Here is a 19,077-nt window from a genome sequence, read left to right on the forward strand (position 1 = left end):
AAATCTATAATGAGCTTAGGACAGAGAAAAATCAAGTAAAGTAAATAACCATGAGACTAACTTATCGTGGCATTCAGTATGACTCCGAGTCTAATCCTTTAGAAGTAACTGAAGGAGAAATTGCAGGGAAGTATCGCGGACAACCTTGGCATTATCATTACCCACGGCACATTCCTCAATTACAGCCGAAACTTTTACTGAATTATCGAGGCGTGTCTTATAGTAAGCGTCCTGTGATTAAATGTTCTCCTTCTCCAGAGATGAATATTCCTGCCGTTAATGCTAATGGAGAGTTGCCAACTCCAAAACATTTTAGCTCTAGAAAGCCAGAAAACAGTGCAGAACAAGCTCATCTTGAGAATATTCGTCGTAACCTAGAGCGTCGTATCTCTGTGGCAAAAGAAAAAGGAAATGAAGAGCTAGTTTCAATCTTAAAACAGGAGTATCAAACCATAACGCAAAAATAGTTACTGCTAAGGCTTTAGATTTTTGCCTACCGTTCCTAATAAGTCTTGATCTAGGTAAGGTTTGGTTAAATAATCCGAAGCCCCTAACTCCATGGCAATACGTTGATACTTATCGCGAGTGCGAGAGGTTAACACAATTACAGGAATTTGGGCAAAGTTAGGATTTTGTCGTGTCATACCAATAAACTCTAAGCCATTCATACGAGGCATTTCTAAATCACAGACAATTAAATCCACTTTTGCCCCTTGTTGTAGTTGTTCTAAGGCTTCTTGACCATCTTTTGCCTGAATGACATGGTGTCCTGCTTTTTGCATAATCATGGAAAGAGTTTGCCGTTCTGTAATGGAGTCATCTACCACTAAGAGAGTGCGGTATTTTTCAGTATCAATGGGACGATTATTTTGCTCCGAAGCAGTTGCCCCTGCTTCATCATGGATGCTTGTTTCTTCCCCTTCTTGATGAATGCTGTAGGGATTAGTATAGTCCTCTTTCAAACGCTGATGGGGAAGGATTTTGTTGGTTTGAGAGGCGAAACTTTTTTGGGAACTAGAATCAATATTAAGTTGAGGAGAAATACCAACACGGGATTTATTATGACGAATTAGGGCTGCCCCATCAATAACTAGACTTAGGCGACCATCGGCTAAAATGGTACAGCCATAGGCATAAATGGGGGGTTGAATCGTAGTTGAGATCGGTTTTAATACTAATTCTTGTTCTTCGATTACCGTATCAATTTCTAATCCTACTAAGCCCTCTGGGGTTCTTATTAATAAGATGGGGGCAACGCCTTCACTAGCTGTGAGAAGGGTTGTTGTTTCTTGGATTTCTGTTTCTGACTTAGGTTGAGCTTGCAGAAGAAAGTTTGCATTTGGGGGATAATTTAAGAGTTGGGTGAGAGGATGAATGGGAACTGAGATTGGATCATCTTCTTTGCGCGATCGCCATTGTAAAACTTTTTGACTCCCTAACCATTTGATTTTTTCTTCCTCTGGAATTAATACCTGTTCCACTTCATCGGCAATAAAGCTATATACCCCTTGACCGGCCTGACAGACCAATAAACGGGCATTCATTAGTGCGCCGCGAATTTGTAGATAAAAAGTGGTTCCCACCCCAATTTCGCTTTCTACAGTAACCGAGCCATTAATTTTCTGCATTTGGGAATACACGACATCTAGCCCAATACCTCGCCCTGATAAATCAGTTGCTTTACCCACGGTAGAAAAGCCCGGTTCACATAATACTCGTAAGAGTCGGTCTTCGGGATGAGGAGAATTACGAATTTCTTTGACTTGCGCTGGGGTGAGAAGATTTTTCTCTTGGGCGCGTTGACAAATTTGCTCGACATTTAAGCCGCGACCATCATCTTTTACTTCTACAATTGTGCGGTTGCCCTGATTATAAGCATAAATCCAAATTCGTCCTTGAATTGGTTTTCCTTGCTGTTTTCTTTGTTCGGGGGATTCTATGCCATGATCAAAGGCATTCCGAACTAAATGCAGGAGGGCATCATACAGGTTTTCGGTAATTGCTTTATCCACTAATACCTGCACCCCTGAGAGTTTTAGTTCTACGGACTTGTTGTAAGATTCACTTAACTTTTTAACCATTGGCGGAAAGCGGTTTAATACTTTCTCAATGGGAAGCATTCGCACTGCTTCTAAACTATCTCGTACTTGTCGAGAAAGCCGTTGTTCTCGCTCTACGGAAGTGGCATTGGCACGGGCAATGTGGTTAACATCATCAAGACCTTGCTCTAGTTGAGAATTTTCTTCAAGGGAAGCATATAAGAATTGAGCAAAGTCACTGTTAGCATATTCGGCGGGAAGTTTATCTCGGAGTTGGAAAAGGGTACGTCGGTGTTGGGATAGCCAACCTCCTAGTTTTTGTAGGGCATTTTGATATTGTTCGTCTCTTAGAGAAAGCAGGTTTTGGTTAATAGAAAGCTCTCCCACGAGATGGTTGAGATTTTCGACTTGTTCTAAGTCAACCCGAATACTTACGCCAGTACGAGGAGTAGGAGTTTGCTGTTGATGAAATTGAGCAGATTCTAGTTCGGGATCTTGACTGGCTTTGAGCTTCGTTGCTTCCTGTTGAGAAATAATTTCTGTTTTCTCTGCTGAAGGGGGATTTTCAGGTTCACTTTTTTGCGAAGCGTTAGTAATGATCTCGGTTTCTTCTTCTTGTTCTAAGGGATAAGTGACAAAGGGATCAGTTTCAGGTTCAGTTTGCCAATTACCAAATGTATCTTCGAGGGAGAAAGATTCGTCAGAAAATTCCACTTGAGAAGCAGTAGAGGCATTAATTGATTCAGTGAAGGCTTTGAGGATTTCGGAAGGTTCGCCTCCTCGATCGCGATCGCCGTTTAAAACAGCATCTCGAGCTTCTGAAATATTATTCACTACTTCTTGAGCAATATCACCAGCTGCTTGGGGATTTTCTTCTAATGCTGTGAGAGCGGTTTGAGCAATTGCTTTAAATCCCTCTAAGCTCAAGGACTCTGCTAAGCCCACAAAAACATCCATTTGTGGTTTCACCGCTTCAACAATGGTTTCTGGATCAGAGGTTTCTTCTAAAACGGCTTCAATCTGTTCAAGACGCTGCTTAACTCCCACTTGAAAAACCGACTGGGTCATATCAAACCCGAGTTCTGAGGATGAAGGAATCGCTGGTTCTTCATCAAAACAATCCCCTAACTTTTCTTTTAGCTTAGAAAAAATCTGCTCTGCTCGTTCTAGGTTCTGCTCATCACTACTGTTATCTCCTTCTATTTCGTTATTATAGGCAACCCGTAAGCATTCATAAATATCGAGAAGGAGGGTTTCTAATTCATTATCAAAAATGGCGTTAGGGGAAAGAAGTGCTCCAAATACATCTTCTAATTGATGAGCAATTTTTTTAATCGTGTCTTGCCCGACATTCGCTGCTGCGCCTTTCAGAGTATGAGTTGCTCGCATTAAGCCATGAACGGTTGGCTTGGAGTGATCTTCACGAATGTTATAAATCCCCGCTTCGACTTGTTCTAAAAGATCTGGGGCTTCGTTACGGAAGAGTTCGTAACTTTGTTGGCGGATTTCTTCGTCGGTAGTCATTGCTTTTGTATTTTTAATTGAGCAGAAATCTCACGTTTTCAAGGGCAGTAAGAGAATGAGCAACACACCCAAGTTATAGGTGATTGGGTAAAGGTTAGTTTTCCCAATGCTAATCACAAGCTACTGATGCCAAGTATAGAGTAGCACATTTAGCAGGAAAGAGGTTTCTCATTTGGCAAGAGGCTCAATTTTTTGTTTAGTGCAAAATATCAAGTTTTATATCTTATCTAAATCACAAATTTCGTTGCAAAACGTAAAAAAATCGCTAAAAGTAGAGAATTTAATGCTTTTAACAATGCACAATAGGCAATCAGAGTTTAGAATAATGCAGTGAAACATAGAACAGATCAGTATCATAGCTGATTAGGGGCTAGTTACCTAGCTCTCTATGTTAGTAAATGCAAAGAAAACTTGCTCAGCGCAAGCAATCTGGCGTTATTGTAGAGAAACACTCGTAAATTAGGAGAGTAAGAATGAATAAAGGAGATTTAGTTGATCAAATTGCCGATCGGGCAACTGTTACCAAAAAACAAGCCGATGCTGTTTTAACAGCGGCGCTTGAAACTATCATGGATAGCGTATCTAAAGGGGAAAAAGTCACCTTAGTTGGCTTTGGTTCTTTTGAAAAGCGGGAACGGAAAGCACGGGAAGGACGAAATCCGAAAACTGGAGATAAAATGGAGATTCCTGCTACTTCAGTTCCGGCTTTTTCTGCAGGGAAACTGTTTAAGGAACGAGTAGCCCCTGAAAATAATAAGTAACTAAGGGACATCAAACTTAATGACACGACCAATACACGGAGGGAACTTAAATTGGGCTGCCCAGTTAGCTGGGTGTTCTCCCTCTGTGATATTGGATTTTTCTGCAAGTATTAACCCCCTTGGTCCTCCTGAAAGTGCGCTGAAAGCGATACAGGGGGGGCTAAGTTCCCTCAAGCATTATCCTGATCCCAATTACTCCCAGCTGCGGGAAGCTCTTGGCAAATGGCATAATCTTGACTCCAATTTAATTATACCTGGAAATGGGGCAGCAGAATTACTTACTTGGGCAGGACGAGAATTGGCAACCTTGGATGCGGTTTATTTATTGACTCCTGGCTTTCGGGACTATACACGGGCTTTAGAGGCATTTGGGGCAAAAATAACCCCTTGTCCACTTAATGTGGCGAGAATGGCTCAAAAAACAGCAGAGCGTGAAGATTTAATTTTAGATGTTCCCTCCAGTGAAAACTGTGGTTTGCTTTTAAATAATCCCCATAACCCCACCGGTCAATTGTTCTCTCGTCGCTCAATTTTGCCCTATTTAGAGCAGTTTGCCTTGGTGGTAATAGATGAAGCCTTTATGGACTTTTTGCCCCCAGAAGAGCAAGAAAGTCTAATCAGAGAGGTAGAAAATTATCCGAATTTAGTGGTGCTGCGATCGCTGACCAAATTTTACTCCTTACCAGGGCTAAGAATCGGCTATGCCGTTGCTCATCCTGATCGCCTTAAACAATGGCAAAAATGGCGTGATCCGTGGGCTGTGAATAGTTTAGCTAGTGAGGCAGCAATGGCAGTATTAGAAGACACTACCTTTCAAAAGCAAACTTGGGGCTGGTTAAAAAGAGCGCGATCGCGCTTCTATCATGATTTAGCAAGTATTTCTGGTTTATCCCCCCTTCCTGGGGCTGCTAACTTTTTCCTCATTGCAACCGATTTTTCTGCTACCGAGTTACAAGCCCAACTTCTCCAAGAATTTCAAATTTTAATTCGCGACTGTCTTAGTTTTCCTGAACTTGGCGACCATTATTTTCGAGTTGCCATCCGTCAACAAGAAGATAACCAAAAACTAACTCAAGCCATAAAAAATACGCCAATTCTCAAGGAAAAGAACTCAAATTAGCCTTTTCAAAAGGTTGTTTAAGAAAGAGTAAATATAAAACGCCCTAGCAAAAAACTAGAGCGTCTATCGTTAACAACCTAGAAACTTAATTCTAAAGCTGCTTCACTTCTGAAACTAACTCCCCAAGCATTTCTTTAGCACTACCAAATAGCATAGTAGTTTTATCCTTGAAAAAGAGTTCATTTTGGATTCCGGAGAAACCAGTGCCAAGACTACGTTTAATGACAATGGTTTGCTTTGCCTTATCTACTTCTAAAATTGGCATTCCATAAATGGGGCTTCCTGCATCATGACGCGCCCCAGGGTTAACCACATCATTTGCGCCCACAACTAAGGCAACATCAGTTTGTTCAAACTGGGGGTTAATGTCATCCATGTCGTAAAGCTGGGTATAAGGGACATTGGCTTCTGCGAGCAACACATTCATGTGTCCAGGCATTCTGCCAGCCACGGGATGAATCGCATACCGCACATCAACGCCACTTTGTTCAAGGAGGGTTGCTAATTCCTGGATAGATTGTTGGGCTTGAGCTACTGCCATGCCATAACCAGGAACAATGACCACAGAACGGGCATAGCGTAACATCATCGCCGCTTCTTCTGAACCAATACTGCGGACAATTTTATCCTCGCTATCGCTACCACCAGCAACACCAGTGGCTTCACCACCGCCACCGAATGCGCCAAAGAGAACGCTGATTAAAGAGCGATTCATGCCTTTACACATGATTTCGGTGAGGATTAAACCGGAAGCCCCAACTAATGCCCCAGCGATAATCAGCATATTGTTCATCACTACAAAACCAGCAGCACTGGCAGCGATTCCAGAAAGGGAGTTTAACAGGGAAATCACCACAGGCATATCGCCACCACCAATGGGAAGTACAAATAGCACCCCAAATACGGTGGCAAGTCCAATCATGGTAAAGAAAGCCGCTTGGTCACCAGTATTGGCAATTAAAAAGCCACTGCTAACAAAAAATGCACCAGCAATAGCGATATTAACAGGTTGCTGTAACGGGAAAGTTACAGGCTTACCAGTAATAACTCCTTGTAATTTGCCAACTGCAATCAAACTGCCGCTGAGAGTTGCGCCCCCGATAAAGATCCCTAAAATAACGGTAATCGTTGCATTTAAAGGAACAGCACCTTCACTATGGACTAATCGCCAAAATTCGCCCATCGCAACTAACGCCGAGGCTGCTCCCCCTAAGCCATTGAGGAACCCTACCATCTGGGGCATTGCTGTCATGGCAACGGTTTTAGCAATAATCACACCAATGGCACTCCCAATGGCGATGCCGATTAAAACCCATTGATAGTTGAGAATATTTTGGTCAAGTAGGGTAACGACAACTGCCAATAACATTCCAGTGGCGGATAAAAAGTTCCCATTACGAGCAGTAGCGGGGGAACCAAGTTTCTTTAAGCCCAGAATAAACAGGGAAGCCGCCACTAAATAGCCAATTTGAATCCCTGTTGGGAGCAATGTTGTTAAGTCGTTCACGTATGATTATTCCTCCTTACTTCTTGAACATCTGTAACATTCGGTCTGTGACTAAAAAGCCACCTACTACGTTAACGGTAGCGAGAACTACGGCAATAAAGCCCATTACGGTGGTGACAGTGCTATTGTTACTAGCACCAGCAATTAACACTGCCCCAATGACAGTAATGCCGGAGATAGCATTTGCCCCTGACATCAGTGGGGTATGGAGGGTTGGGGGCACTTTATTAATGACTTCAAAGCCCACAAATGCTGCCAGAACAAATACGAATAAACTGGCAATGAGTGTTGTTTCCATGGTTATCTGCTTCCTTAGTAACTATACTTTTGACTCCGTCTTAGAGGCTAAGATCTCTTTCACTTTTTGGTTCCGAAGTTCGCCATCATAGGTAAGACAAATGCCATCAATGATGTCGTCTTCAAAGTCAAGTTGCATTTGTCCATCTTTGACCAGATATTGCAAGAGGGTAGAAATGTTTTTGCTATACATCTGGCTGGCGTGAACAGGAAGGGAGGAGGGGACGTTAATAGGACCAATGACGGTAATTCCAGGTTCCATTTGAATGTCTTTTCCAGCTTCGGTGGGTTCACAGTTCCCCCCCTGTTCCCCAGCTAGGTCAACAATAACTGACCCTGGTTTCATTTCCTTAATCATGTCACTGGTGACAAGCTGAGGAGCCCGTTTCCCTTGCACTTGGGCGGTGGTAATTACAACATCGGCATTGGCTACCTCTTTGGCAATGAGTTCTTGAGATTTTTGTTTGGCATCTTTGGAAACTTCTTTAGCATAACCGTCTTTGGTAGTAGTTTCTTCTTCAACGCTCATTTCCACGAACTCACCGCCGAGGCTTTGCACTTGCTCTTTGACTTCTGGGCGAATATCAAAGGCTTTCACTAAAGCGCCAAGACGACGGGCGGTAGCGATGGCTTGTAATCCAGCCACACCAACGCCAATGACAAACACGGTTGCCGGGCGAATGGTGCCGGCTGCGGTGGTTAACATGGGGAAAAATTTGGGCAGTGCAGTTGCTCCTAAAAGCACGGCTTTATAACCTGCAATGTTGGCTTGAGAGGATAACGCATCCATGCTTTGAGCGCGGCTGGTACGGGGCATTAATTCTAAGCTAAAGGTGTTAATGCCTTTTTCTCCCAGTTTTTGGATTAGTTCTGGCTCTCCAAAGGGGTTGAGTAGCCCAATGAGAGACTTTCCAGCTTGTAAAAGAGGGAGTTCTTCTTCTTTTAGCGGCGAAACTTTAACAATTATGTCAGTATTTTGCCAAAGGGTGGCTTTATCGCTGACAATGGTAGCACCAGCTTCTTCATAGGCGCGATCGCTGAAAAAGGCTGCGTCTCCAGCTCCACTTTCCACGTGAATTTCCCAACCTTGTTTTACTAGACGGGAAACAACATCCGGGATTAACGCAACACGGCGTTCTCCCACTTCGATTTCTTTGGTTACTGCTACTTTCATATTGAATTTAGTCGTTCTACAAGTTCTACCTTAAGCGACAACAAATGATCTATTCTTAATTTCTACTGGTCAGTTGTCAAATATCTTAATGTCTTTAAGAATAATAGCAGATGGTATTTTAGGGAATTTTTGAGTTTTCATTAAAAAGCGTATGAAATTTGACCAACCTTGGCTACGACTCTTTTTGGCTTTACTATTGAGTCTGGCTTTAACCGCTTGTGGCAATAATACGCCACCTAAGGGACTAGCTCCGGGACGAGATATCGTTAGGCACGCGATCGCGCGTCAGCTCACTTTAACTGAAGATCGTCTCACCAACCAACTAGATAATCCTAGCACAACCGAGTTTGAAATCAAAAATTTAAATATTAAAAATCTCACCCCTGTTTATATTGCTGATTTGCCTACTTATAAAATCAGTGGCACTTATTCCCTAAAATTAAAGTTGCCTCGACAAGATATTACTCAAAATAAAAATACTTTTGAAGTTTATCTCCAACGACAAATAGAAGGTAAAACTTGGCGACTTTTAATTCGCAAAAATGAATCTAATCAAGAAGAAAAAAAAGTTAGAACTTGGGCTAGTTATTTAGTTACTTGATTTTCCTAAATAATGCGCCATTTTTTGTTAATATCAAAGTAGTATTTTAAAACTAAAATACCATTAAATCTATTTAAATACTTGAGCTCAAGTCAGTTACTTTGCTATTAAAATTAGAAAGAAACAAATTCTTCTGTAATGCCAGCTTGTTGAGGTTTTTGTGACTTGGAAAACTCCTTTTTAAGAGAATGATAAGAGAGATTAGTGACTCGTCAATTACTTTTAAGGTTTTGCACTAGAATTTGTTATCGGTTTATAAAGGAGAAACAACAATAGTTTTGAAAAGTAGTATTAAATCTTAACAATTAAAAACTTAAAAATTCCCCTTCCTAAGACTTACTAGATTTATAATTGGAGTAAACTAAACCATGAGGAAAGGTTATGGGGCAACCTGATTCTAGTTTAATAGAAAAAGAGAGAAACCCAGCCAAAACGCCAGTTCTCTTTCAGGGGCGAGGTATTACTAAAACTTATCAGATGGGGGAGGTAAAGGTGCAGGCGTTACGGGCGGTTGATCTTGATCTTTACCAAGAAGAGTTTGTGGTGTTACTAGGCCCCTCTGGCAGTGGGAAGTCAACCTTGCTCAATATTTTAGGTGGCTTAGATACTCCTTCCAGTGGGGAGGTATTTTTTCGTCACTATAACCTCACTCAAGGCGGCGATCGCGTTCTCACTCGCTTTCGGCGAGAAGCCATTGGCTTTATTTTCCAATTTTATAACCTGATTCCTAGCTTAACAGCGCAAGAAAATGTTGCCCTCGTTACTGACATTGCCTCCCATCCCATGAAGCCAGCAGAGGCACTGGAAATGGTGGGACTGGGAGATCGCCTAGATCACTTTCCCTCGCAACTTTCGGGGGGAGAACAGCAACGAGTTGCCATTGCTCGCGCGATCGCGAAACGACCAGAAGTAATGTTTTGTGATGAACCAACTGGGGCTTTGGACTTAAACACAGGGAAATTGGTGTTGGAGGTGTTAAGTAAAGTCAATCAAGAGCTTGGCACTACCCTTGTTATTATTACCCATAATGCTGGCATTGGGGCAATGGCTGATCGCGTGATTACGATGCGAGATGGGCAAATTTACAGCATTGAGCAAAATGCCCGTCGTGCCAATGCTGAGGAACTCACGTGGTAACTTTTCCGAAATTGGGGTGTTAGCCATGGGGACGCTTGATCGCAAACTCTATCGAGACTTAATTAATTTACGAGGGCAAGTAATTGCCGTGGTGCTAATTGTCGCCTGTGGGATTGCCAGTTTAGTTACCATGATGAGTACCTATGACTCCTTATTGCTCTCTCAAACCACCTATTATCAGCAATATCGTTTTGCCGATATTTTTGTGCAATTACAACGGGCTCCGAATCCTTTACTAGAGCAGATTCGAGAAATTCCAGGGGTTGCCCAAGCGCGATCGCGCATCGTTGAAGATATTACCCTAGATGTTCCCAACCTTGCTGATCCTGCGAAAGGGCGATTAGTTTCCATTCCTGAAGAACAACAACCGATGCTCAATGACTTGCACCTGCAATCAGGGCGGTATATTGAAGCAGGGCAACGCAATGAGGTAATTGCCAGTGCTGCTTTTGTAGAAGCAAATGATTTGGCATTGGGAGATACAGTGGATGGGGTGATTAATGAGCGTTGGCAGTCTTTACGCATTGTGGGAACCGCCCTTTCCCCTGAGTATGTTTATGAAGTAAGTGGCACAGAATTATTACCTGATAACCGTCGCTTTGGGGTAATGTGGATGGCGCGAGAAGGACTGGCAACAGCGTTTGATCTCGATGGGGCATTTAATAACGTAACTCTTTCCCTAACCCCTGAAGCTAACCCCTCTGAGGTCATTAATCAATTAGATGAACTGTTAGAACCCTATGGGGGATTAGGGGCTTATGGTCGCGAAAATCAGATATCCCACCGCATTTTATCCGATGATATTGAAGCCCTACAAGTGGCGGCTCTAATCTTACCCATCATTTTTTTAGGGATTGCAGTATTTTTACTCAATCTGGTGTTAGCGCGATTAGTGAGTAGCCAACGTGACCAAATTGCAGTTTTGAAAGGATTTGGCTATCACAACTGGGAAGTGGGGCTACACTTTCTCAAATTAGTGTTAGTGATTGTGTTGCTAGGGGCAATGGTGGGCATTGGGATAGGGCGGTGGTTTGGGGAAAATATGACCCAATTTTATACTCAGTTTTACCAGTTTCCAGCAGTCCAATATGAGGCGCGGTTGGAATTAATTTTGGGAACGGTTTTTGTTAGCGCGATCGCGGCTTTTGTCGGTGCTTTTAAATCAGTTCGCCATGTAGTCAGTTTACCCCCAGCAGAGGCGATGCGTCCCGAACCCCCTCCCACGTTTCAGCCAACAGTGATTGAGCGGTGGGGATTACAAAAATTCTTTTCTCCTGCTGGGCGGATTATCTTACGCAATTTAGAGCGTCGCCCCTTACAAGCAGCCATGTCTGTAATAGGAATTGCCCTCGCCGTGGCGATTTTAGTGGTGGGGCAATATCTCAATGATGCCATCGAAACCATTATGGAGGTTCAGTTCCGCCAAGTGCAACGGGAAGATATTACGCTCACTTTTAATCAACCGCGATCAGTACCGATTCAGTATGAGTTGGCGCAACTGCCTGGGGTTTTACAAGTGGAGACTTTTCGCGATGTTCCTGTGAGACTACGTTTTGAACATCGTAGCCACTTGGGTAGCATTACTGGTATCTCCCCAGAAACGGAACTTCGACAACTGATTGATTCCCAACGCCAACGCTTTTCCCTGCCACCAGAAGGGTTGGTGCTTCCCACAAAACTAGCAGAGATGTTGGAGGTAGCGGTAGGGGATACTCTGACTTTAGACATTTTAGAAGGCTCGCGTCCCACCCGAGAAGTCCCTGTTGTGGCGTTAGTTGATGAATTATTGGGGCTTACTATGTATATGAATCTCGAGGCCCTACAGACAGTGGTGGGGGATAATCCGAGCTTGTCTGGTGCTTATTTGGCGGTGGATGAACATTACTTACAGTCTCTTTATCAAGAATTAAAGGAAACGCCAGCCGTAGCAGGAGTATCCCAACGAGAAAACGCCCTCAAACAGTTTGAAGAAACCATGGGAACCACCTCAGGAGTGATGAATGGGGTATTACTGGTATTTGCCAGCGTGATTGCTGTGGGGGTGGTTTATAATGCGGCTCGAATTGCCTTATCTGAACGTAGTCGGGAATTGGCAACGCTGCGGATTATTGGTTTTACTCAAGGAGAAATTAGCTTCATTTTGTTAGGGGAACAAGCCCTCATTACCTTAGTGGCTGTACCCGTGGGATGGGGATTAGGGTATGGGCTATCTTGGTTGCTTAATCAATCGCCAGCGCAAAATACTGAGTTTGTGCGAGTGCCATTTGTGATTCAGCCGTCTAGTTTTACCTTTGCTTTTCTCGTCATCGCGATCGCGGCTATAGCCACTGGTTGGTTGATTCGACAACAGTTACAAAAATTAGACTTAATTGCCGTTTTAAAAACTCGGGAGTAATTATTATGAATAATAACCATAACATAACAGTTTCTTCTTTTGACACAGAAACTCCCTCCCCTACTCGCAAGCGAGCTTTTCCGAAAAAGTGGCTTTATGGGGCGGGTGCTGTCGGATTAGTTGCCCTGATTGCTTATACGTTGCGCCCTCAACCCCTGAGTGTGGATTTAGGAGAAGTGGAACGAGGAACGCTACAATTAACGGTGGATGCAGAAGGACGAACACGGGTGCGCGATCGGTTTACGGTGTCAGCCTCAGTGAGTGGGAATTTGCAACGGATTTCCCTACAAGCAGGAGATGAGGTAGAAGAGGGGATGATTCTTGCCCAAATTGATCCCCTACCGATTACCAGCCAAGTGGAGGCAACACAGGCGCAATTACAAGCCTTACAAGCAGAAATGAGTGGTGTTGAAACCCAACGCCCTAAACCTGAAGCCCTGAGAGAGGCAGACTCTCGCATTGAATCCGCTTTAGCCAGAAAACGGCAAGCGCAAGCCCAAGTAGAAGAAGCAGAATCGGCATTTAATCAAGCCCAGCGCGATCGCGATCGATCCCAAACTCTCTGGGAAGAAGGGGTGATTCCTCGCCAAGACTTAGAAAATGCTGAACTCAGAGAAACGCAACGGCGACGGGAGTTAAACACAGCACGGGAACAGGTGGCAGTCGCAGAAGCTGATATTCAGGGAGCGCGAGAACAACGGGCTAATCTAGAAGCGCAACAACAAGATCCCGATTATCTACTGGATGTTTATCAATCTCGGATGGCGGCAGTGGAAGCAGAGTTAGAGCAACTTTCTGCTGATGCTGAACGAACCAATATTGTAGCTCCCAGTTCTGGTCAAGTTTTAGAGGTGCTAGAAAAAAGTGCGCGTCATGTTAATGCTGGCACTCCTCTCATTGAAATTGGCAATCCAAATCAACTAGAAATCGTGATTGATGTTCTCTCCACCGAAGCCGTGCGAGTTCAACCAGGAGCGACGATTCAAGTAGAACGCTGGGGAGGAGATACCCCTCTGCAAGCCACAGTACGCAAAGTTGAACCCTCAGCATTTACAAAAACCTCTGCTTTAGGAGTAGAAGAACAGCGAGTTAATGTCATTGCTGATTTTACTGAAGATCAAGTGCCATTAGGCGATGGTTATCGGGTAGAAGCAAGAATTGTAACTTGGGAGGAAGATGAGGTTCTGAAAGTTCCCATTAGCGCATTGTTTCGCTGTGAAGAAGACTGGTGTGTTTTCGTGAAAGAAAATGGACGCGCCCAACGGCAAAAAATTGATATTACTCAGCGCAGCGATCGATTTGCGGCTGTCAAATCAGGATTAAATGCAGGAGATTTAGTGATTCAACATCCCAGTGATGAAGTTACCTCTGGAACTCGTATTCAGGGTGAATGATATTATCCCATTTTGCTCATTGATTACTCTTACTCAGGTAGTTCTGAAGAGTGATGACTAACAATTAACCATTCTGAGCCATCCCATTGATAAGTATAGCTATAGCGCGCCGTAACTATTTCCCCCGTATCAGCAAAGGTGAAGGTGTAAATACCAGCATCTACTGCAGTATTACAGTGAATTTTAATGTTGCGAAAATTAATTTCTCCAGATGGACTTTCCTCTAGAAAATCATCAAAGTAATCCTTCTTTTCTTCTCGGGTGAGGCGGGGTTGATTTGAAACAGTGGGTAAAAGAGTTGATTCCTCTGCGTAGTTATCAGCTACTTTACTTGGTTCACCTGTTTCTAACGACTCATTCCAACGCTCAAAAAGTGAAGCGATTTCCTCTTCCGAAGTTGCTTTACAAGTTTCTTCCCGTGTCTCTTCGTTATTAGTGTTATTAGTCTCTGCAACTCCATGAGAGACATAGCCCACTAAGGTAGCAGCAAGGAAAGATACACTTAAGGTTATAATTTTTTTCATAAAATCTCCTTTGATTTGGTTAAGGTATTAAAAGAGCCACAATTATAGCAATCCTAAATCAGAAGACGAAATAAAGCAACACTACTAAGGATAATTTCTGGGGAAAAGGTAATAACTGATAAAACCAGTTTTCCTGTTCAAGGAAGCAGGTTGATTTAAGAAATGGAGAATATTTGCCCAAACAATTTCAGACCAAATGTGAGCAAAGAGAGTGACGAGAAGCGCGATCGCGCATAATTTTTAAGTTACGCGATCGCGGTTTACATTGACAATTTTACCCCCAGTGATCTGTTATCAGTTTCACTTAATGCTTTCAGTCGCTAAAGATGGCATAATATGAAAGTATCGGGGCTACGATCCAACATAGTGTCCGAAAACGTTCAACAAACCTACTTGTACAAACATTCAATGGAGGACGCGCTTTCCTAATGGGCTATTGTCTGCGCTTAAATCCGTAGAACTAATGGGAGTCTCCAGCGCGAAGATGCAGATGAAAGATTCTGATAATACACTTAATAAAGTTGTTTATATTGATGTTTCTCATCAGGGTGAGTTGGATTTATCGCAGTTAGTAGATAATTCAACTATTTATTTAAAAAATGAGTCTTTTCATCCTCATAACTTTAATTTAGAAAATTTAAGTGAGATTTCAGTGGGAACAACTTTTTGGGTAGTCTATGAGGGAGAATATAGCTTAATTTTAAACTTTTATGAAGCAAAATTAATTCCTATCCAACATAATGAAGAGGAATTAAAGTTACCAGAATCAGCAGCCTTTATGATTCGGAAACTTGATAATCTTAAATGGATGATATTTTTTGGGTAATTAATTATTGAGTTTCTTCAAAACACTGTATTGGGGGAGAAGATACTCGTAAAATAGCCTCATAAGCCCAATGATCTGGTCGAACATCGGAAAAGGGAGAAGGAAACTGCCCTTCCGGACAAGTCACCATATCCTCTTGCACTATCTTCCTAGTATTATTCTCTTGTGCTGAGAGAGGTTTTGCTACTCCTAGTAGTGAGATAAAGATAACTAGTGCTAACATTAATCGGTTCATTTTAATTAGTCTTTTCACAAATCTTCTATCTACTCTTCTAGTTTAACCTGAGTAAAGATAAAATTTCTTGAGCTGCGCGATCGCGCACTCCTGTTTGTCCTAAAGTTTTTCTGATTCGTTGATATCCTTGTAACATTTCTTCTCGTTTGTGGTCGTTAGTTAGTAAAGTAAGAGCTTCTGTAACGACTGTAGAAACTGTAGCGTTTTCCTGTAATAATTCGGGAACAATCGCTTCTTGAACAACGATATTTGTCGGAGAAATAAAAGGTACTGAAAAATTTAATAAATTTCGCCCTACCCACATTGTTAGAGGATTTACACGATATAACACCACTTGTGGAACATTTAACAAAGCTAATTCTAAGTTAACTGTTCCTGACTTGGTAATTGCTAAATCGGCAGCCGCGATCGCGCTTAAAGTATCTTCAGGAATAATCCTGACAGGTAACTGATAGCGTTTAATTTTTTCTTGAATAATCAGCGAAAATTTAGGGGTAGATAAGGGTAATAATAGCTGTAATTGCGGGAATTTTTCCTGTAAAATCGCTGCAGCTTCCAGAATAACAGGCAATAACAACTGAAGCTCTTGTTGACGAGAGGCGGGAATTAACGTGACCACCGTTGCCTCTTGGGAAATATTTAACTGTTGACGTGCTTGTTGCCGATTTGGAGCAGTTTCCATCCGATCCAACAAAGGATGACCCACCCAAGTTACATTCACTCCCTTGCTCGCAAAAAAACGGGCTTCTTCAGGAAAAATTGCCAAGAGACGATCACTGAGATCAATAATGGCCTGGGTATTACTAGGAAAAGGAGACCAGACCCAAGATTGGGGAGCAATATAGTAAACAATTGGCAATTGGGGAAAAAATCGACGCACATAATTGCCAATAGCAATATTGGGTCCCATATAATCAATCAGCACCAGCACATCAGGGGGGGAGTTTCTTAAATAAGCCTTAGCCCGTTTTTGAACCTTCATCGTAGGTAAGATAAAGGGAAGGGATTCTAGGATGCCCACTGAGCCAATATTGGTGGTATTGCCCAACAAATGAGCCCCTGCTTGCGCCATACGATTGCCGCCTAAACCAATAATATTTAAGGGGATTCCCAGGGCTTCCCCTTGCTTATGGAGGGCTTCCACTAACAAGGCGCCATGTAGATCCCCAGAAACTTCGCCGGTGCTGATAAAAATTGTTTTCGTCTTCATCGCGATCGCCTTTCTCCTGGCATTAACCCTCGACGACCTGTTTGTTGAGAGTCCTCAATAAATTCATAAAACTCTTGCAAGGGTTCCGAACCCGAAAGGAGCTTTAATTTCCCCAAAGCTTCTTCTAAGGTATAACCAGAGCGATATAAAATACGATAAGCCCTTTTCAGACTAGAAATTGCTTCATCGTTATATCCACGCCGTTGCAACCCAATTAGATTCAAAGAACGCACTCGCCCCGGATTACCTGCTACTAGAAGGTAAGGAGGAATATCGCGATCAATCCGACTCATGCCCCCTACCATTACCAATTTACCAATTTGAACAAACTGATGAATCCCTAATACACCACCGATGGTTGCTTGTTCTTGGATTTTGACGTGACCGGCAAGAGCAACATTATTCGCAATGACAACTTCATCCTCAATTACACAATTATGAGCCACATGAACATAAGCCATTAAGAGAGTGTGATTACCAATAAAAGTCACTTCTCCTTCATCAGTGGCTCGATTAATAGTGACATATTCTCGAATGAGGTTATCATCACCAATTTTTACCCAACTTTGAGCCCCACGATATTTTAAGTCTTGAGGTTCTAAGCCAATAACCGCCCCTGGAAAAATACGATTATTTGTTCCAATTTCTGTAGGCCCTTCAATCACCACATGAGGTCCTACAACGGTTTGAGAGCCAATTTTTACTTTTTCGCCAATAACTGCATAAGCCCCAACTTCAACACTTGGGGCTAATTCTGCCGAATTTGCAATTACAGCAGTGGGGTGAATTAATGATGTACCCACAAAGTTTCTCCTAACCTTTCCTTTTGATTCAGGCTATTCAAACAAGGAAAATAGCATAACTCCTTGGGCTGCCACTTGATCCTCAACTGTGGCACACCCTTGTACCTTGCCAAACCCTCGTTTGAAAGACAATAGTTCAACATTCATAATCAATTGATCCCCAGGTACTACAGGACGACGAAAACGAATTTTGTCAATACCGGCAAAGGCAAAGAAACTTCCAGCCACCTCTGGTAATTGGGTTAAAACTACACCACCAACTTGCGCCATTGCCTCAACAATTAACACTCCTGGCATAATGGGACGATTCGGAATATGGCCCTGAAAATGAGGCTCATTAAAAGTAACATTTTTTAGCCCCACTGCCCGTTCACCAGGAACATACTCAATGATACGGTCAACAAGGGCAAAAGGGTAGCGATGAGGAAGAAGTTTTTGAATTTCCTCAACGGTATAAATCGTTTTCTTGGGATCACTAGAGGTAGAAGGAACAGAAGATTGTTCAGATTCAAGGTGAGTGGTTTCGGAAGTTACTGAAGACATAAGTAATGTTTACAAGAGTCTAATTTTAATTATTGAAGATAACATTGGGAACTATCTTCACATTTGTTTCTCGTTAAGTTAATTTTAAGGGAATTAGGGGTGATTTCAATAACTAAGAGACTAGAAAAGAGTAAAACTAGCAAAAAGTAGGCATTTTAGGTAGTCCTCATTAATTCCTTAGCTAAACGGATATGTAGATGATGACTGGCTTTATAGGCAAAAATATGCGCTTGGGGAAAAATTCCCAACAAACTTAAATCACCCACTAAATCCAGTAGTTTATGACGAACTGGCTCATTTGCAAAGCGTAAAGGTGGATTTAACCAACCCTGTTCACCACAAACTAAGGCATTATCAAGACTACCTCCCTTAATTAATCCCGCTTGTTGCAAGGCTTCTATTTGTTTAGCAAGCACAAAAGTCCTTGCTGGCGCGATCGCGCTTTCATAGTCTCCTTTTTCAGGATACCAACTTAACCACTGTTGACCAATAGCATCAACGGGATAATCAACAGCGTAACTTAATTGCGTTTGATCTGCTGGAAACGCTGCAACAATGGCATCTTTCTCTTGCACTGACACTGGAGAATTGAGAACTAAGCCTTTTTGTTTTGGGACTTGACAACTTACCCGTCCTACCCGCTGAATTTGTTGTGTCCAACTGAGAGCAGAACCATCTAATAACGGAACTTCTGGACCATTAATTTCAATGCGAGCATGATCAACACCTAACCCAAACAGTGCCGATAATAAATGTTCTACCGTTCGCACTGTTGCCTGACCTTGTTGTAATTCGGTGGACAGTTGGGTTTGACTCACCGCTTCTACAGTGGCAGAAATAGACGGCGCTTCGGGTAAATCAGTCCGAACAAAATAACGTCCCTCTCCTGCCTGTGCTGGTTTAACTGTAACCGTTACTTCCTCGCCTGAATGTAATCCCACTCCCGAACTTGTAAAAGAAGTGGCAAGGGTTTGCTCTTCTACCATC

Annotated in this window: 18 protein-coding genes; 8 read left to right on the forward strand and 10 right to left on the reverse strand. The window is 42.7% G+C overall.

Annotated features, from left to right (window positions below; genetic code table 11):
• The first annotated feature begins 50 nt into the window (after positions 1-50).
• Positions 51-467, forward strand: a complete 417-nt coding sequence (locus FRE64_RS14615) for a DUF4278 domain-containing protein (protein ID WP_146296902.1) — start codon at positions 51-53, stop codon at positions 465-467.
• Positions 468-473: 6 nt separating this feature from the next.
• On the opposite strand, the gene FRE64_RS14620 is transcribed toward FRE64_RS14615, so the two are convergent.
• Complete coding sequence (locus FRE64_RS14620; protein ID WP_146296903.1) at positions 474-3,563, reverse strand: hybrid sensor histidine kinase/response regulator; 3,090 nt, start codon at positions 3,561-3,563, stop codon at positions 474-476.
• A 473-nt stretch (positions 3,564-4,036) separates the two neighbouring features.
• Between FRE64_RS14620 and FRE64_RS14625 the strand changes: the two genes are divergently transcribed.
• Together FRE64_RS14625 and cobD are read left to right on the forward strand one after the other, a co-directional pair.
• Positions 4,037-4,324 (forward strand): HU family DNA-binding protein, encoded by a 288-nt coding sequence (locus tag FRE64_RS14625; protein ID WP_146296904.1) that lies wholly within the window; start codon positions 4,037-4,039, stop codon positions 4,322-4,324.
• A 19-nt stretch (positions 4,325-4,343) separates the two neighbouring features.
• Entirely contained in the window at positions 4,344-5,444 is a 1,101-nt protein-coding gene (gene cobD / locus FRE64_RS14630) for a threonine-phosphate decarboxylase CobD (RefSeq protein ID WP_146296905.1), read from the forward strand.
• A gap of 91 nt (positions 5,445-5,535) precedes the next feature.
• Here cobD and FRE64_RS14635 read toward each other — a convergent pair whose 3' ends face one another.
• The 3 genes from FRE64_RS14635 to FRE64_RS14645 are packed head-to-tail and all read right to left on the reverse strand — an operon-like array spanning position 5,536 to position 8,422.
• Complete coding sequence (locus FRE64_RS14635; RefSeq protein WP_146296906.1) at positions 5,536-6,951, reverse strand: NAD(P)(+) transhydrogenase (Re/Si-specific) subunit beta; 1,416 nt, start codon at positions 6,949-6,951, stop codon at positions 5,536-5,538.
• 16 nt (positions 6,952-6,967) lie between these two features.
• A complete protein-coding gene (locus FRE64_RS14640; RefSeq protein WP_146296907.1) occupies positions 6,968-7,249 on the reverse strand; it encodes an NAD(P) transhydrogenase subunit alpha in 282 nt (93 codons plus the stop codon).
• Positions 7,250-7,270: 21 nt separating this feature from the next.
• A complete protein-coding gene (locus FRE64_RS14645) occupies positions 7,271-8,422 on the reverse strand; it encodes a Re/Si-specific NAD(P)(+) transhydrogenase subunit alpha (RefSeq protein WP_146296908.1) in 1,152 nt (383 codons plus the stop codon).
• Positions 8,423-8,573: 151 nt separating this feature from the next.
• Between FRE64_RS14645 and FRE64_RS14650 the strand changes: the two genes are divergently transcribed.
• From FRE64_RS14650 to FRE64_RS14665, 4 genes are all read left to right on the forward strand, one after another.
• Entirely contained in the window at positions 8,574-9,023 is a 450-nt protein-coding gene (locus tag FRE64_RS14650; RefSeq protein WP_146296909.1) for a hypothetical protein, read from the forward strand.
• Between the two features lie 381 nt (positions 9,024-9,404).
• Positions 9,405-10,160: an ABC transporter ATP-binding protein gene (locus tag FRE64_RS14655; RefSeq protein ID WP_146296910.1), complete on the forward strand. Its 756-nt coding sequence runs from the start codon at positions 9,405-9,407 to the stop codon at positions 10,158-10,160.
• The gene (locus FRE64_RS14660) at positions 10,138-12,555 is read left to right on the forward strand and encodes an ABC transporter permease (RefSeq protein ID WP_246140333.1); all 2,418 of its coding nucleotides are present in this window, start codon (positions 10,138-10,140) and stop codon (positions 12,553-12,555) included. The genes FRE64_RS14655 and FRE64_RS14660 overlap by 23 nt, the downstream gene beginning before the upstream one ends.
• A gap of 5 nt (positions 12,556-12,560) precedes the next feature.
• Positions 12,561-13,949, forward strand: a complete 1,389-nt coding sequence (locus tag FRE64_RS14665; protein ID WP_146296911.1) for an efflux RND transporter periplasmic adaptor subunit — start codon at positions 12,561-12,563, stop codon at positions 13,947-13,949.
• A 29-nt stretch (positions 13,950-13,978) separates the two neighbouring features.
• Here the strand turns inward: FRE64_RS14665 and FRE64_RS14670 are convergent, their stop codons facing one another.
• The gene (locus FRE64_RS14670; protein ID WP_146296912.1) at positions 13,979-14,473 is read right to left on the reverse strand and encodes an SgcJ/EcaC family oxidoreductase; all 495 of its coding nucleotides are present in this window, start codon (positions 14,471-14,473) and stop codon (positions 13,979-13,981) included.
• 490 nt (positions 14,474-14,963) lie between these two features.
• On the opposite strand from FRE64_RS14670, the gene FRE64_RS14680 reads away from it, so the two are divergent.
• Complete coding sequence (locus tag FRE64_RS14680) at positions 14,964-15,299, forward strand: hypothetical protein (RefSeq protein ID WP_146296913.1); 336 nt, start codon at positions 14,964-14,966, stop codon at positions 15,297-15,299.
• 4 nt (positions 15,300-15,303) lie between these two features.
• On the opposite strand, the gene FRE64_RS14685 is transcribed toward FRE64_RS14680, so the two are convergent.
• The 5 genes from FRE64_RS14685 to lpxC form a co-directional block, all read right to left on the reverse strand.
• Complete coding sequence (locus FRE64_RS14685) at positions 15,304-15,534, reverse strand: hypothetical protein (protein ID WP_186708862.1); 231 nt, start codon at positions 15,532-15,534, stop codon at positions 15,304-15,306.
• 37 nt (positions 15,535-15,571) lie between these two features.
• Positions 15,572-16,744 carry a lipid-A-disaccharide synthase gene (lpxB, locus tag FRE64_RS14690; RefSeq protein ID WP_146296915.1) on the reverse strand — a complete coding sequence of 391 codons (1,173 nt, stop codon included), beginning with the start codon at positions 16,742-16,744 and terminating at the stop codon, positions 15,572-15,574.
• Positions 16,741-17,547 carry an acyl-ACP--UDP-N-acetylglucosamine O-acyltransferase gene (lpxA, locus tag FRE64_RS14695; RefSeq protein WP_146296916.1) on the reverse strand — a complete coding sequence of 269 codons (807 nt, stop codon included), beginning with the start codon at positions 17,545-17,547 and terminating at the stop codon, positions 16,741-16,743. Before lpxA ends, lpxB begins: the two co-directional genes overlap by 4 nt.
• A gap of 33 nt (positions 17,548-17,580) precedes the next feature.
• Positions 17,581-18,090: a 3-hydroxyacyl-ACP dehydratase FabZ gene (gene fabZ, locus FRE64_RS14700; RefSeq protein WP_146296917.1), complete on the reverse strand. Its 510-nt coding sequence runs from the start codon at positions 18,088-18,090 to the stop codon at positions 17,581-17,583.
• Positions 18,091-18,245: 155 nt separating this feature from the next.
• Positions 18,246-19,076, reverse strand: a complete 831-nt coding sequence (gene lpxC, locus FRE64_RS14705) for a UDP-3-O-acyl-N-acetylglucosamine deacetylase (RefSeq protein ID WP_146296918.1) — start codon at positions 19,074-19,076, stop codon at positions 18,246-18,248.
• Between the last annotated feature and the right edge of the window lies 1 nt (position 19,077).

Origin of the sequence: Euhalothece natronophila Z-M001 (assembly GCF_007904085.1) — a bacterium.
Classification (GTDB): domain Bacteria; phylum Cyanobacteriota; class Cyanobacteriia; order Cyanobacteriales; family Rubidibacteraceae; genus Halothece; species Halothece natronophila.